At 68.2% G+C, this 14,254-nt stretch carries 12 protein-coding genes; 4 read left to right on the top strand and 8 right to left on the bottom strand.

Features of this window, described 5'->3' with window-relative positions; genetic code table 11:
* Positions 1-45: 45 nt before the first annotated feature.
* Positions 46-507 carry a GNAT family N-acetyltransferase gene (locus tag O7605_RS22050; protein ID WP_269740911.1) on the bottom strand — a complete coding sequence of 154 codons (462 nt, stop codon included), beginning with the start codon at positions 505-507 and terminating at the stop codon, positions 46-48.
* A 278-nt stretch (positions 508-785) separates the two neighbouring features.
* The gene (locus O7605_RS22045; RefSeq protein WP_269740910.1) at positions 786-1,868 is read right to left on the bottom strand and encodes a LacI family DNA-binding transcriptional regulator; all 1,083 of its coding nucleotides are present in this window, start codon (positions 1,866-1,868) and stop codon (positions 786-788) included.
* Positions 1,869-2,073: 205 nt separating this feature from the next.
* Between O7605_RS22045 and O7605_RS22040 the strand changes: the two genes are divergently transcribed.
* From O7605_RS22040 to O7605_RS22025, 4 genes are all read left to right on the top strand, one after another.
* A complete protein-coding gene (locus O7605_RS22040; protein WP_269740909.1) occupies positions 2,074-2,991 on the top strand; it encodes a carbohydrate ABC transporter permease in 918 nt (305 codons plus the stop codon).
* 2 nt (positions 2,992-2,993) lie between these two features.
* Entirely contained in the window at positions 2,994-3,917 is a 924-nt protein-coding gene (locus O7605_RS22035; protein ID WP_269740908.1) for a carbohydrate ABC transporter permease, read from the top strand.
* Positions 3,918-3,977: 60 nt separating this feature from the next.
* Positions 3,978-5,318, top strand: a complete 1,341-nt coding sequence (locus O7605_RS22030; RefSeq protein ID WP_269740907.1) for an ABC transporter substrate-binding protein — start codon at positions 3,978-3,980, stop codon at positions 5,316-5,318.
* An 88-nt stretch (positions 5,319-5,406) separates the two neighbouring features.
* Positions 5,407-7,449, top strand: coding sequence for a beta-galactosidase (locus tag O7605_RS22025; protein WP_269740906.1), 2,043 nt, complete (start codon positions 5,407-5,409; stop codon positions 7,447-7,449).
* Between the two features lie 132 nt (positions 7,450-7,581).
* On the opposite strand, the gene O7605_RS22020 is transcribed toward O7605_RS22025, so the two are convergent.
* The 6 genes from O7605_RS22020 to O7605_RS21995 all read right to left on the bottom strand — a co-directional run bounded on the left by O7605_RS22020 (position 7,582) and on the right by O7605_RS21995 (position 14,221).
* Complete coding sequence (locus O7605_RS22020) at positions 7,582-8,472, bottom strand: family 43 glycosylhydrolase (RefSeq protein ID WP_269740905.1); 891 nt, start codon at positions 8,470-8,472, stop codon at positions 7,582-7,584.
* Between the two features lie 62 nt (positions 8,473-8,534).
* Positions 8,535-9,947: an RICIN domain-containing protein gene (locus O7605_RS22015; protein ID WP_443083999.1), complete on the bottom strand. Its 1,413-nt coding sequence runs from the start codon at positions 9,945-9,947 to the stop codon at positions 8,535-8,537.
* Positions 9,948-10,134: 187 nt separating this feature from the next.
* Positions 10,135-11,232 (bottom strand): LacI family DNA-binding transcriptional regulator, encoded by a 1,098-nt coding sequence (locus tag O7605_RS22010; protein WP_269740904.1) that lies wholly within the window; start codon positions 11,230-11,232, stop codon positions 10,135-10,137.
* A 163-nt stretch (positions 11,233-11,395) separates the two neighbouring features.
* Positions 11,396-12,160 (bottom strand): SDR family oxidoreductase, encoded by a 765-nt coding sequence (locus O7605_RS22005; protein ID WP_269740903.1) that lies wholly within the window; start codon positions 12,158-12,160, stop codon positions 11,396-11,398.
* A 2-nt stretch (positions 12,161-12,162) separates the two neighbouring features.
* Entirely contained in the window at positions 12,163-12,987 is an 825-nt protein-coding gene (gene iolB / locus O7605_RS22000) for a 5-deoxy-glucuronate isomerase (protein ID WP_269740902.1), read from the bottom strand.
* Between the two features lie 49 nt (positions 12,988-13,036).
* The gene (locus tag O7605_RS21995; RefSeq protein ID WP_269740901.1) at positions 13,037-14,221 is read right to left on the bottom strand and encodes a glycoside hydrolase family 88 protein; all 1,185 of its coding nucleotides are present in this window, start codon (positions 14,219-14,221) and stop codon (positions 13,037-13,039) included.
* Positions 14,222-14,254 lie beyond the last annotated feature (33 nt).

The raw sequence follows: 14,254 nt of genomic DNA, 5'->3' as shown, positions 1-14,254 counted from the left end.
CCACCTCGTGTCGCAGGGCCGCGTGCCGGCGGAGACTCACGAAGTCTACGAGGAGATGCGGAAACGCAGCCGGGGTAGTAGGCGGCCAGCGACAGCGGTTGACGGGACGGTGCCGATGCGCTCCGCGCCCATCGCCGCGTAGAAGCCCTCGGCGTGCGGCTCGGCGTCGATCAGCACCGCCGTGAACCCGACGGCGCGCGCGGCGGCCATGGCGTGTTCCCAGAGGCGGCGGCCGATCCCACGACGCATCTGCGTCGGATCGATCCAAAGATTGCCCAGTTCACCCTCGGGTGGCACGCCGTCCAACGTGTAGAAGCCGACGATGCGTCCGGACGTCTCCGCCACCACCGCACGTCGAGCGCTGATCTCGTGCGATCGGAGCGTCAGACCCGGCCGACATGCCTCAAGGAACTGCGCGGCGTAGCCCCATTGCGCCTTAGACCTGAGCGCCAGGCGGCTCAGCACATCGGCCTCTTCAGCGCGCGCCGGCCTCATGCTGATCTGCATCGCCGCGACCCTCCGCTTTGCTCGCAGCCTGGCGACGACTTGCCGGCCGTTCCCAGGCCTCGCAACGTCAGGATAGCCCGGCTGCGTGCCGAGCCATTCTCCCGGATGAACGGTGTCGACGGGTGGATGGCCGCCCCCGCGACGCTACCAATGAACGCCGCACACCACCGTACGCCGGATCGTCGACACCTCTCAGCTGCGTGGAGTTGATGATCCGGGACTCCAGCGACCACCACCCGCCGCCAGGCCGGTGTCCGGCCCGCACGCCCAAGGAGGTGTCACGGCGGTGGTGCGGTGCTGGCGCGGACGACGAGTCGGGTGGGCACCAGGTCCGTGCCTGGGTCGGCGGGTCCGTTGCGGATCTGCCCCAGGAGTGCCCGCACGCAGCGGCGACCCACCTCGGCGAAGTCCTGGTGCACCGTGGTCAACGGCGGGAGGTAGGACGACGCGTCCGCGACGTCGTCGAAGCCGACCACGCTTACCTGCGCCGGCACCTGCCGGCCCCGCTCGTGCAGGGCTCGCAACACCCCGAGGGCCATCTGGTCGTTCGCCGTGAAGACCGCGGTGCAGTCAGGCTGCTCGGCCAGCCGCAGGCCAGCCCGGTAGCCGGACTCTGCGGACCAGTCACCGCGCTCGACCGGCGGCGTCGGGCGGCCGTACGCCTCGATCGCGGCGCGCCATGCCCTGGCACGCCTTTCGCCGGCGAACGACTCGACTGGACCGGCGACGTGCCACACGGTGCGATGACCGAGGTCGAGTAGATGGAACACCGCCTTCCGGGCACCGTCGGCCTGATCGGTGTCGACGACCGGGTAGCGGTCACCGGCGTCGGAGTCCACCACCACGGCGTGTACCCCGGGTGGCAGGACCACGGTGTTGGTGTCGAGCAGGTGGACCTCGATGATGACGATGACTCCGTCGACCGCCAGCTCGCCCATCCGGGTGAACGCACCGAGCACATTGTCCTGAGTGGGAGCATCGAGCGGAATCAGGGTGATCGCGTAGCCCTCCATCGCGGCGTGCGTCGCGATCGCCTCGACCGTACGACTGTTGCCCGTCGAGGACAGGTTGAACAGGATCACGCCGATGGTGTTGAACTGCCCGTAGCGCAAGGCTCGGGCGGCGCTGTTGGGGCGGTAGCCCAGCTGCCGCATCGCCGCCAGCACCTGCTGGCGGGTCGCCTCGACGACAGCGGGATGGCCGTTGGAGACCCGGGACACGGTCTGGGACGACACGCCCGCGAGCTGGGCCACGTCCGCCATGGAGACCCGCTGCTTACGGCGTCCTCCGGGGATGCCCGCAGTGGCGCGCTGCGCGACAGGTGCGGCCTGGGGCCGGCGACCTGGGGCATCCGTATCCATCGTTGCTCCTGACTGTCGCGCACCATCGGTCGCGCCGACCGGCGGTCCCTTGACGGTCATGGTGAGCGGTGCCACCATGACCGCCACGCGAGTTTACGTAAACATCGCTCACGTCCCTTTCGCTCCCCCGCCCGTGGGCCGGACTTCGACACCGATGTTTACGTAACCATGACCGTCCGGCGATCTGGCGGGAAGGAGGGCGTCGATGGCTTCGGCCCGGCCCACCCGCCGCCCACCCCGCCGGCCGGCAACGGCCGCCGCCCGGAGATCGCGGGCCGGCTGGCAGTTCACCGGCCCGTTCCTGGCCGTCTTCGCGCTGGTCTTCCTCGCGCCGATCGCATACTCGCTGTACCTGAGCGTGTTCCGAACGCGGTTGGTCGGCGGTACCGCGTTCGTCGGCCTGGACAACTACTCCAAGGCGCTGACCGACCCGCAGTTCTGGTCGGCGTTGGGCAGGGTCACGCTGTTCCTGGCCGTGCAGGTCCCGATCATGTTGTTCCTGGCCCTGCTGATCGCCCTGGCCCTCGACAGTGGACGGCTGTACGGGGCGTCGTTCTTCCGGATCGCGGTGTTCCTGCCGTACGCGGTGCCCGCCGTTGTCGCCACGCTCATGTGGGGCTTCATGTACGGCAGTCAGTTCGGCCTGGTCGGTAACGTCAACGAGGCGCTCGCGACGTCGCTGCCGGATCCGCTCGCGCCGGAGCTGATCCTCGCGTCGATAGGCAACATCGTCACGTGGGAGTTCGTCGGTTACAACATGCTGATCCTCTATTCCGCCCTCCGGGTGGTGAACCCCGCGCTGTATGAGGCCGCGGCGATCGACGGGGCCGGACAGCTGAGGATCATCAGCGCGATCAAGTTGCCGGCACTACGCGGCCCCCTGCTGATCGCCACAATCTTCTCGATCATCGGTAGCTTCCACCTGTTCAACGAACCGAGCATCCTCCAGACCCTGGCACCGAACTCGATCACCACATACTTCACGCCGAACCTCTACGCGTACTCGTTGTCCTTCGCCGGCCAGCAGGTCAACTACGCCGCCACGGTCGCCATCGTCATGGGCGTGATCACGATGGTCGTCGCCTACCTGGTCCAGCTCCAGGGCATCCGGAAGGCGGCCTGAGCATGGCCCTGACCTCAGCTGCCACCCGGACCGCCGCCCGGGCGGCCGGTCGACGTCCGCCCCGGGTGCGACGGCGCGCCACCCGCCGCCGCGGCAGCGTCACGCTGACCGCGCTGACCGGTCTCGTGCTGATCTACGCGCTGTTGCCGCTGGCCTGGCTGCTGATCAACGCGACCAAGACGCAGCAGGGGCTTTTCGACTCCTTCGGGCTGGCCCTCGCCGAGGACTTCGCGTTGTTCGACAACATCGCCGACACCCTCGCCTACGACGACGGCATCTTCCTCCGCTGGCTGCTCAACACCCTGCTCTATGTGTGCGTCGGGGCCTGTGGCGCTACCCTGCTGGCCGCGCTTGCCGGTTACGGACTGGCGAAGTACGACTTCCGCGGCCGCAAGACCATCTTCGCGGTGGTCATCGGTGCGGTGGCGATTCCGGGCACCGCGCTGGCGGTACCGACCTTCCTGATGTTTTCCAGAATGGGTCTGACCAACACCCCGTGGGCGATCATCATCCCGTCGCTGGTCTCCCCGTTCGGCCTCTACCTGATGTGGATTTTCACCGCCGACGCGGTGCCGGACGAGCTGATCGAAGCAGCACGGGTCGACGGCGCTGGCGAGTTCCGGACCTTCTTCTCCATCGGCACGCCACTGCTGGCCCCCGGGACGGTCACCGTGCTGCTGTTCAACCTGGTCGCCACCTGGAACAACTACTTCCTGCCGTTGATCATGTTGAAGAACCCGGACTGGTATCCGCTCACCATCGGACTCAAGACCTGGAGCCAGCAGGCCGGCACCGCGGGCGGTGAAGCGGTCTTCCACCTCGTGATCACCGGTTCGCTGCTGACCATCGTGCCCCTGATCGCGGCGTTCCTACTGCTTCAGCGGTACTGGCAGTCCGGCCTGGCGACCGGAAGCGTCAAGGAGTAGCACGCGCTCCACACCCGCCCTCCACCGATCCCACACCGACAGCCCACGAAGGGAACGATCATGATGGTCCTACCCCGCCGAACGCTACTGGTGAGCGCGGTCCTGTGCGTCTCCCTCCTGGTAACCGGCTGCGGCTCCGGTGACGACGGCGACTCCGGCGGGCCGCCGGCCGTCGTGTCCGACGCCGACATCGAGGCCGCCCTGGAGGCCGGCGGCACCATCACCGTGTGGGCCTGGGAGCCGACCCTCAAGCAGGTCGTCGCCGACTTTCAGGGCAGGTACCCGAAGGTCACCGTCAATCTGGTCAATGCCGGCACCGGCAACGACCAGTACACGGCGCTGCAGAACGCCGTGGCGGCGCGCTCCGGCGTGCCCGACATCGCCCAGGTCGAGTACTACGCGCTGCCGCAGTTCGTGCTCTCCAAGTCGCTGACCAACCTGAACGGATACGGCGCCGACAAGCTCGAAGCCACCTTCACCCCGGGCCCGTGGAACGCCGTGCGATCCGGCGACGGCGTCTACGGTCTGCCGATGGACTCCGGCCCGATGGCCCTGTTCTACAACAAGGAGGTCTTCGACAAGCACGGGTTGACGGTCCCCACCACCTGGGACGAGTACGTCGCCGAAGCTGAGAAGCTGCGCCGGGCCGACCCCGATGCGTACATCACCAACGACACCGGGGACGCCGGCTTCACCACCAGCATGATCTGGCAGGCCGGCGGCAGACCGTACCGCGTCGACGGCACCACTGTCGGCATCGACTTCGCCGACCCCGGAACCCAGCGGTTCACCGCCACCTGGCAACGACTCATCGACGGCAAGCTGCTCGCGCCGGTCACGAGCTGGAGTGACGCCTGGTACAAGGGCCTGGGCGACGGCACCATCGCCACGCTGGTCATCGGCGCCTGGATGCCCGCGAACCTGGAATCGGGTGTGCAGTCCGCCCACGGCAAGTGGCGCGTCGCCCCCATGCCGCAGTGGGACGCGGGAGGTTCGGTCACCGCCGAGAACGGCGGCAGCTCACTGGCGATCCCTGACCAGGGCACCAACCAGGCCCTCGCCTACGCCTTTCTCAGGTACGCCACCGTCGCCGAGGGCGCCCAGACCCGAACCGACCACGGGGCCTTTCCCGCCACCACCGGACAGCTGAGCTCGCCGCGGTTCCTCGAGAGGGAATTCCCCTACTTCGGTGGCCAGCAGGTCAACCAGGTCCTCGCCGAGTCCGCGAAACAGGTCGCCCCGGGCTGGTCCTACCTGCCGTTCCAGGTCTACGCCAACAGTGTCTTCGGCGACACCGTCGGCAAGGCGTACCTCGGCGCCATCACCCTCCAGGACGGACTTGTCGCCTGGCAGGACATCTCGGTCAGGTACGGCAAGGAACAGGGCTTCACTCTCCGGTGACCCACCGCGCCGTCCGGCCGCCCGCCAGGCGGTGTCCGCACGGTCGCCCGCTCGAGGTAAAGATCGCCGTCTTCGTTGGGAGCTCGTCGTGGGAGTAAACCGTGATCACCGATGGCTACGTTGGCCCTCGGAGCCGGACCGGGCCCGCCTGGGGTACGGCGCCGACTACAACCCGGAGCAGTGGCCGCGCCACGTGTGGCGCGAGGACGTGCGGGCGATGCGGACCGCCGGGGTGAACATCGTCTCGCTGGCGATCTTCTCCTGGGCCCGGCTACAGCCCCGCGAGGACGAGTGGGATTTCGCCTGGCTCGACGAGGTCATGGATCTGATGCACGAGAACGGCATAGCGGTGGACCTCGCCACCGCCACCGCCTCCCCGCCGCCCTGGCTCACCACCAAACATCCGGAGATCCTGCCTGTCGATCGCGACGGTCGCCGGCTTTGGCCCGGCGGCCGGCAGCACTGGCGACCGACCTCGCCCGTCTTCCGGCGTCATGCGCTGCGTCTGACGCGCGAGCTCGCGCAGCGCTACGGTCCGCATCCCGCGCTGGCCGCGTGGCACGTCTCCAACGAGCTGGGTTGCCACAACGTCCACGACTACTCCGACGACGCCGCGTCCGCCTTCCGCGCCTGGCTGCGCGCCCGCTACGGCACGCTGGAGGCGCTGAACCAGGCGTGGGCCACCGCGTTCTGGTCACAGCACTACAGCGACTGGGAGCAGATCCTGCCGCCCCGGCTGGCCGCCACCTACCCGAATCCCACCCAGCAACTGGACTTCCGGCGTTTCTCCTCCGACGCCCTCAAGGATCATCTGCGCGCCGAACGTGACCTGCTGGTCGAGCTGACCCCGGACATCCCGGTGACCACCAACTTCATGGTGACCGGAGAGAGCAACGCGATGAACTACGCCGACTGGGCCTCCGAAGTCGACTTCGTCGCCAACGACCACTACCTCGCCCCGGGCCCCCAGGCGTACGACGAGCTGTCGTTCTCCGCCAACCTCACCGCCAACCTGGCCGGTGGGCGGCCTTGGTTTCTGATGGAGCACTCCACCAGCGCCGTCAACTGGCGACCGGTGAACCTTCCCAAACGGCCGGGCCAGATGATCCGCGACTCGCTGACGCACGTCGCCCACGGTGCGGACGCGGTCTGCTTCTTCCAGTGGCGGCAGTCGGCGGCCGGTGCCGAGAAGTACCACTCCGCAATGGTTCCGCACGCCGGTGAGGACAGCGACGTGTTCCGTGCCGTCACCGACCTCGGCGCCGCCCTGCACACCCTGGCACCTGTGGCCGGCGCGACGCGAAGCCGTGCCCGAGCTGCCATCGTCTTCGACTGGGAGTCCTGGTGGGCCGCCGAGCTCGACTCCAGCCCCACCGACCGCCTCCGCTACCGTCAGGAGGCGCTGGACTGGTACACGGCCTTCCTCGACCTGGGCCTCCGCGTCGACGTCGTACCCCTGAATGCTCCACTGGAGGAATACGACCTGCTCGTCGCCCCCATCCTGCACGTCGTCCCGAGGTTCCTGGCCGATCGGCTCGGGGCCTACGTCGCGACCGGCGGTCACCTGGTCACCACCTACTTCTCCGGCACCGTGGACGAGCACAACCACGTCTGGCTCGGCGGCTACCCCGGTGCCCTCCGGGACGTGCTCGGCATCCGCGTCCAGGAGTTCGCCCCACTCAACGACGAACAGACCGTCGCGCTCGACAACGGCACCACCGGCACGCTGTGGACCGAGCGGATCGACCTCACCGACTCCAAGACCCAGGTCCTGGCCCGCTACACGGGCGGGGACCTGGCCGGGCAACCGGCCGTCACCCGTCGGGCTGCGGGCGACGGCTCGGCCGCCTACGTCTCGACCCGGCTCGGGCCGGCGGGCCTGTCGACCGTCCTGGCGGAACTGGCCGACCTCGCCGGCGTGCACAGCGAACTACCCGAGGACCTGCGCGGTCGCGTCGAACTGACCGTACGGGGACGCTACCGGTTCCTGATCAGCAGAACGCCACCTGGACACGTCTCCGGCGAGGAGCTCGACAAGGACAGGGCCGTGCCCGGCGGCACGCTCCTGCTGCAGCTCAGCGACGTGACGGTCATGCACCTACCGGCCGAGGATCCCGTGCCGCGAACCTGACACGGGACAACCCGGCGACGTCGGGTCTGGTCCGGACACCGGTGTCCGGACCAGACCCTGCTACCCGACGCCGTCCGGCCCCGGCGACGTGTGCCAGGCCGGACAGCACGGCGACCGGATCAGGAGCAGTGGCTACACCGGAAGGGCCGTGCCGTGCCGGCATCCGGAGCAGCCGACCGCGCTCAACCCGGTCCAGGTGTTGAGGTCGGAACTCGTCGCGGTCCACATCCCGCCGTTGGTGTACCTGTCGACGTAGATCCGCCACCTGCCGTCGTCCAACCGGACCAGGGACGGCCCCTCGTAACCGGAACTCCACAGCCGGCCCCGGTTGGTCCAGCCCTCGAAGAGATTCGCGGTCGTGATCCAGTGCTCGATGTACTTGGTCGTCTCGTTCTTCACGAACGCGTGCCACGTGTTGCCCGACTTCACCACAAAGGTGTCGATGTAGTTGGTGCCCAGACCCCACATCTGGGCGGGGCCACTCCATGAGGTCAGGGCCGTGTTCTGTGCGGTGTAGACGTAGGGACGGAAGCAGTTGGAGCAGGTGGTGGCTGCGACGCTCGCGATGATCCGTACGGTGCCGCCCTCGACGTAGAACTCGGGGGCCCAGGTGAACCTGGTATTGGCGATCCCGGAGTTGACGCTGGCCACGTGCGTCCAGGACGTGAGGTTGGTGCTGGACGCGATGTTGAAGTAGGTCGAGTTGGTGGTCCAGGACTGGACGGTGTACGCGATGTAGTACCTGCCGTTGTGCCGGATGATGCTCGGGTCGCGGAGCACGCCGGTGGGGCCCCGGAAGTTGGTGTCCGACAGCACGCTGTAGCTCGTGCCGCCGTTCGTCGACCGGTAGACCCACAGCTCCTGGTCCGCCGCACCGTCACCCTTGAACGTGGTGTAGACCAGTGTCGTGGCGGCCGAGGCCGGCTGCGGCGCGACGACGGCACCGGCGAGGACGGCGCACGCGCTGACCAGTGCGGCCAGCCAACGTAACCGTCTGCTCTTTGGGTTTCTCGACGTTGTCATGCTGCCTCCGTTGGCTCTGCTGACGCCTCGGCTGTTCGGGAGCCGTGCGTTGGTCACCGCGCTCACGCCACCGTGCGGGACCATTGCTGGTTGGTACCGCTGCCACAGGTGTACTGCTGGATGTCGGCGCCGTCGCCCGTGCCGGCGTTGACGACGTCGAGGCACTTGCCGCTGTGGCGAGCGCGGAGCTGGTGGTAGCTGCCGATCGCCGTCCACTGCCATTGCTGGTTGGTGCCCGTGCCGCAGGTGTACTGGATGATGTTGGCACCGTCGGCGGTGGAGCCGGAGGCGACGTCGAGGCACTTGCCGCTGTTCTGGTTGACGAGGCGGAAGTAACCGCCACCGGCGTCCTGGAACTCCCAGCGCTGGTTCCCGCCACCATTCCAGCCGTACTGCTTGACCTCGGCGTTGTTGGTCGTGGAGTTGCTCACCACGTCCATCACCCGGCCGCTGTTGCGGTTCGTCACCCGGTAGTACGTCGGAGAGTTAGCGGTGATCGTGCCAGTGACCGTGTCGATGGTGATCGACGGCGCCCAGTTCAGGCTCATGCTGGTGCTGGACGGGAAGGTGATCGGCAGCCAGACGTACTGGGAGTCGTTGACCGGCCCGCCCCAGGCACCGGCCCAGCGGTCGCCCAGGTAGAGATAGCTCGTCGTGTTGGTGCCCTGGATGGGCAGCACGAACGCCGGCTGGGAGCGGAAGGTGGTGGAATCACCAACGTTGCTCCAGCCGGTCCACGGACCGGAGATACTCGACGCGGTCGCGTACCTGGCCTGGTTCGGGCTCCAGCCGGTCGCGCCCGAGGTCAGCATGAAATAAGTACTGCCCCGCTTGAACAGGGCGGGAGCCTCCCGGTGGGCGTCGTTCCAGAAGTTGCCGACGAGGCTGGCGACGTTGAGGTAGTCCGAGGTGAGCCGGTAGATGTGCAGGTCGTAGTTCTCGTCGGCGGCCGAGATCATGTAGCCGGTGCCGCCGTCGTCGTAGAGCGTGATGTCCCGCGACATGTGCCCGAGCGGGCGAAAGCTGCCGTGGTAGGTGTAGTTGCCGTCGACCGTGGCCGACGAGGCCACGGCAGCGCGCGCCTCGCTGTAGTTCGTGCCGTTCTCCTTGTGCATCCACATGACGTAGCGCCCGGTCCTGGCGTTGTAGATGACCTTCGGCCGCTCGATGTTGGCGGACTGCAACTCAGCGGCCGAAGACTGGGTGAGGACGTTGTTGCGGAACTCCCAGTTACGCAGGTCGGTGGAGCGGTAGACCGACACCGCTCGGAACGTATTGTTCGGGTTGCGGTTCTCGCCGAACCAGTAGTAGTAGGAGCCGACCTGGAGTACGCCACCGCCGTGTGCGTGCAGGGCGTTTCCGCTGGTGTCGGTGAACTGGGTGCCGTTGGTGATGGTCACCGCTACCGCCTGGGCGGGTCGGCCGTCGCTGGCGACCGCTGCTGCGACCATTCCAGTTGTGACCACGAGCGCCATCGCGAGCGACAGGAGCCCTCTGCTCGATCTCACTGTGCTACCCCCTTCTGCCGCCGGCGCGTCCGGTCCAGCACGATTCACACTTGGGTAACTTCTTGGTAATCGACGCGGTCCCAGGCACGCCACAGATCGCACCAATTCATTCACGAACATACGTAAACGAACGTCACCAGGGTTGTCGTCCTCGCTAGCGAATCGGCGACCGCGGCCACGACGAGTCGCGTACGACAAGCTCGGGGGCGAGAAGCACCCGGTATGCCGGGCGGCGTTCGCCGTCGAGCAGACGCGAGACCATCAACTCCACCGCGAGCCGGCCGACGTGACTCTTCGGTGGCCGGATGGCCGTAAGTGGCGGATCGGCGAGGTGGGCAAGCTCGTCGTCGTAGGAGACGATCGCCAGGTCGTCGGGGATCCTGAGGCCGTGCTCGGCGCAGACCTGCGCAATAGCTATCGCGTGCGAATCGCTGTGGATGATCAGGGCGGTGATCTCGGCGTGCCGGCACCGCCGAACCAGCCGACCGATGACGTCCCGGTCGTCGCTCGTGCCGAGCGTCACCCGCTCTCGCAGCACGAGCAGGTCGGACACGGCGGGATCGGCGGTCGCCGCCTGCCAGGCGCTCAGCAGGTGGGCGGAGGTCGGGCTGCCGTGGGACACGACGAGACCCACCCGGCGGTGCCTCTGTTGCCGCAGGTGGTGGATAGCGATCTCCAGGCCGAGTGCGTGGTCGCTGCGTACCCACTCGATCTGCCGGGTGAGGGGCGTCCATCGCCGCGGCTGGCGCTCGACGAGAATCGTCGGCACCTGTAGGTGCCCGATCCAGTCGAGCATGTCCTCCGCGCGGTCGTCATCAAGGCTGGGAGCGAGGAGCAGACCCTGGACCTCTTGAGCGGCGACCAGCAGGCCGATCTGGCGGCGGTCCTCGTTCGGGTCGTAACTGGAGCCGCGCAACTGGATGTTGACGCCGAGGGCGGCGGCGGCGGCTCGCGCCCCGCCCACAATCGACGGCCAGTAGAAGTCCAGCGATGGTACGACCATGCCGATGGTGAACCGCATCGGTGTGCGTCGCGGCTGTTTGTCCGTACCGCCCCGCAGGGGCAGGGTCGCCCCACCGTGCACCTTGGACACCAAGCCACGCTGCGCCAGGGCGGCGATGTCCCGACGAATGGTCAGTTCACTCACGCCGAACTCGCGGGCGAGATCGCGAACCCGCACGGCTCCGTTCCCGCGAAGTGCGGCGAGCAGTCGCTCCTGCCGCTGCGTACCGAACAGCCGCCCTTCCATCATGCCCGCCTCACCTGAGGCCGCCCGGCGATCGCCGGCAGCGGTCGGGCGGCCTCGACGCCTGTCACGAACCCACGAAAGCCGGTTTCGCTGATGTCACGTCCCGTCTCCGTTCACGTCGTCCGGCGGCTACGCCGTCCACCCGAGAGGGACGCCAGGGGTGTTTCTAGCGGGCGAGCCAGCCGCCGTCCACCGGTACGACGACGCCGTGCACGTAGCGGGCGGCGTCGGAGGCGAGGAAGACGATGGTGCCCGCCAGGTCGTCCGCTGCCCCCCAGTGACCGGCGGGAATCCGCTCCCGGATGGCGCGCTCCCGGTCGGGGTCCTCGCGTAGTGGCGAGGTGTTGTCGGTGGCGATGTAGCCGGGCGCGATCGCGTTGACGTTGACCCCGCCGGCGGCCCACTCGTTTGCCAGTGCCCTGGTCAGACCCACCACGGCGTGCTTCGCCGCGGTGTAGGACGGAACCCGGATGCCGCCCTGGTAGGACAGCATGGAGGCGATGTTGATGATCTTTCCGTGGCCGTGGTCCAGCATCACCCGCCCGGCCGCCTGACTGAGGTGGAACACCGCGTCGAGGTCGACCCGCAGCACGGCGTCCCAGTCCTCTGCCGGGTGCGCTGCGGCGGCCGCGCGGCGGATGATGCCGGCGTTGTTCACCAGGATGTGCACGCCACCAAGGCCGGAGACGACCGTGTGCACGGCGTCGGCGAGTTCGTCCGGTCCGGCAGCGGCCAAATCGCCAGGCACCACCAGGGCTCGCCGGCCCGTCGCTTCGATGTCGGCCACCGTCCCGGTGGGGTGGGTACGATCCAGCAGGGCGATGTCGGCACCCGCCTGGGCCAGGGCGATCGCGAGTGCCCGGCCGATGCCCCGGTTGCCGCCGGTAACCAGGGCAACCCGCCCGTCCAGCCGGAATCTGTCCAGAATCACGGCTACAGCCCCACGCTGCGCAGGGTGGGCACGGTACCGCCGACCCAGGCGAGGTCGGTGTCCTCCCGGGCGCCCTGGGTGCGCTGGGAGCCGGCAAGGAACCACAGATAGTAGGTGGTGTACCCGGGTGCGCTCACCACCGTGTGGTAGCCCTCCGGCATCATGTGCATGCCGTGGTCGCGGACGGTGAAGTTCTCCTCGTACCCGTCGTCGGTGTACATCCGGCAGATGCCGAACCCGTCGGACGGGTTGACCCGGAAGTAGTACATCTCCTCGTGGGCGGCCTCCGCCGGCAGGTCGTCGACCTTGTGCCGGTGCGGCGGATAGGTGCTCCAGTTGCCGGAGGGTGTGTACGTCTCCCCCACGATGAGCCGGCCGGCCGGCAGATCCGGCTGCGCGATCTCGGTGAGGATCTGGTGATACGTCCGGCCGAAGTTGGCGGCACCCCAGCGGCCACTCGCGACCCGGGCCGGTTCGATGACGTACGGATCGACGGCAAGGTCGCTCGGTGCGCTCGGGAGCGCGATCTCCACCGCGCTGTCCGCCACGACGGCGACGTCGGCGCCGGCGGGAATGAAGACGGAGTGGGGTTTTCCGGAGAAGACGTCCGCCCGCTCGCCGACCTGCGCGAAGTGGTGCCCGGCGACGGTGAAGCTCGCGGTTCCGCCGAGGACGACCGCGAGGATCTCCCGATCACCGGACTCACCGGCCCAGCTCTGGCCCGCCGCCAGCTTCAGCAGCGTGAAGTCCAGCAGCTCGCACGGGTTGAAGGGCAGCTTGTTGTGGCCGTTCTCGGCCGGGAGATAGCAGTGGTAGCGGTAGTCCATGAGTTGGCCTCTCTGTCGGGTGGGGTCTGGCAGTAGACACCGGCGGCGGCTACCAGGGGCTGGTCCAGTCCGGATCGGTCGCCCGAACCAGGGCTTCGAGGTAGAAGTAGTCGCCCCACAGGTTGCCCTCGTCGACGCCGATGCCTTTCGGCTTGTCGTAGACGCCGTGCAGGATCAGCGCGTTCGAGGTCGGCTGGTGGCTGGCGGCGTAGTGGTCGATGAGCGAGCGGAGGATCCGGTCGGCCGCCTCGCGGTAGCTGTCGGCGCGCGCGGTGTCCGTGAGGTTGTCGGCCAGCTCGATCAGGCCGCAGACGGCGATGGCCGCCGCCGAACTGTCGCGCTCCTGGTCGCTGCCGTCGGTGAACTCCAGATCCCAGAACGGCACCTGGTCGGCGGGCAGCCGGGCGAGGAAGTGGTCGGCGCAGATCTGGGCGGCCACGAGCAGCGATGGATCCCGTGTGTAGCGGTGGTTGAGGCTGAAACCGTAGATGCCCCAGGCCTGCCCCCGCGCCCAGCAGGAGTCGTCGGCCTGGCCCTGTTCGGTCTCTCCGCGTAGTGGCACCCCGGTGGCCGGGTCCCAGTAGAAGGTGTGGAAGGTCGTGCCGTCCGCGCGCAGGATGTGTCGGCGTAGTTGGCTGCTGTGCCGGTGGGCGGCGGTTGCGTAGCGTTCGTCTCCGGTGGTGTGACTCGCCCAGTACAGCAGCGGCGTGTTCATCAGGCTGTCGATGATGGTTCGCCCACGCTGGCGTGGGTCCCGCAGGTCGCCCCAGGCCTGGATGATTCCGGCCGGTTCCAGGACGCGGGTCATCAGGTGGTCGGCGGCCGCGAGGGCGGCCTGCCTGGCTGATGCGTCACCAACACGCCGCGCCGGGATGACGCAGGCGAGGGTGTAGAGGAATCCCAGATCATGGGTGTCCAGGTCGATCCGGTTGACCACCCGGGCGACGAAGCTGTCCACGTGTGACACGCCGGCACGGCGGTAGCGTTCCGCTCCGGTCAGATCGTGCGCCAGCCACAACATGCCCGGCCAGAAGCTCGTGGTCCAACCCACGTTGGCACCCGCCGGTTGCCCGCTGGCCGGTGCGCGCACCGGGTAGCGGTTGTCGACGGTGGTGTCCGCCGGATACCGGTCGCCGAAGGTGTCGATGTTCGCGTCCACGGTGCGCAGCGCTGCGGACACGGCCGTGGGGATCGTCTCGGCGTCAGGACTGGGACGGGCACTGATTGCCGTCATGAAGGTTGTTCTCCCTCGGGTCTGCGGTCGGAT

The organism is Verrucosispora sp. WMMA2121, from assembly GCF_027460185.1.
GTDB classification, from domain to species: Bacteria; Actinomycetota; Actinomycetes; order Mycobacteriales; family Micromonosporaceae; genus Micromonospora; species Micromonospora palythoicola.
Note: the sequence above shows the minus strand (reverse complement) of the source record. Positions and strands in the feature narration are given on the sequence as shown.

Coding starts and splice junctions, on each gene's coding strand:
- O7605_RS22050 (WP_269740911.1), bottom strand. CDS start 507: ATGCAGATCAGCATGAGGCCGGCGCGCGCTGAAGAGGCCGATGTGCTG.
- O7605_RS22045 (WP_269740910.1), bottom strand. CDS start 1,868: ATGGATACGGATGCCCCAGGTCGCCGGCCCCAGGCCGCACCTGTCGCG.
- O7605_RS22040 (WP_269740909.1), top strand. CDS start 2,074: ATGGCTTCGGCCCGGCCCACCCGCCGCCCACCCCGCCGGCCGGCAACG.
- O7605_RS22035 (WP_269740908.1), top strand. CDS start 2,994: ATGGCCCTGACCTCAGCTGCCACCCGGACCGCCGCCCGGGCGGCCGGT.
- O7605_RS22030 (WP_269740907.1), top strand. CDS start 3,978: ATGATGGTCCTACCCCGCCGAACGCTACTGGTGAGCGCGGTCCTGTGC.
- O7605_RS22020 (WP_269740905.1), bottom strand. CDS start 8,472: ATGACAACGTCGAGAAACCCAAAGAGCAGACGGTTACGTTGGCTGGCC.
- O7605_RS22015 (WP_443083999.1), bottom strand. CDS start 9,947: ATGGCGCTCGTGGTCACAACTGGAATGGTCGCAGCAGCGGTCGCCAGC.
- O7605_RS22010 (WP_269740904.1), bottom strand. CDS start 11,232: ATGATGGAAGGGCGGCTGTTCGGTACGCAGCGGCAGGAGCGACTGCTC.
- iolB (WP_269740902.1), bottom strand. CDS start 12,987: ATGGACTACCGCTACCACTGCTATCTCCCGGCCGAGAACGGCCACAAC.
- O7605_RS21995 (WP_269740901.1), bottom strand. CDS start 14,221: ATGACGGCAATCAGTGCCCGTCCCAGTCCTGACGCCGAGACGATCCCC.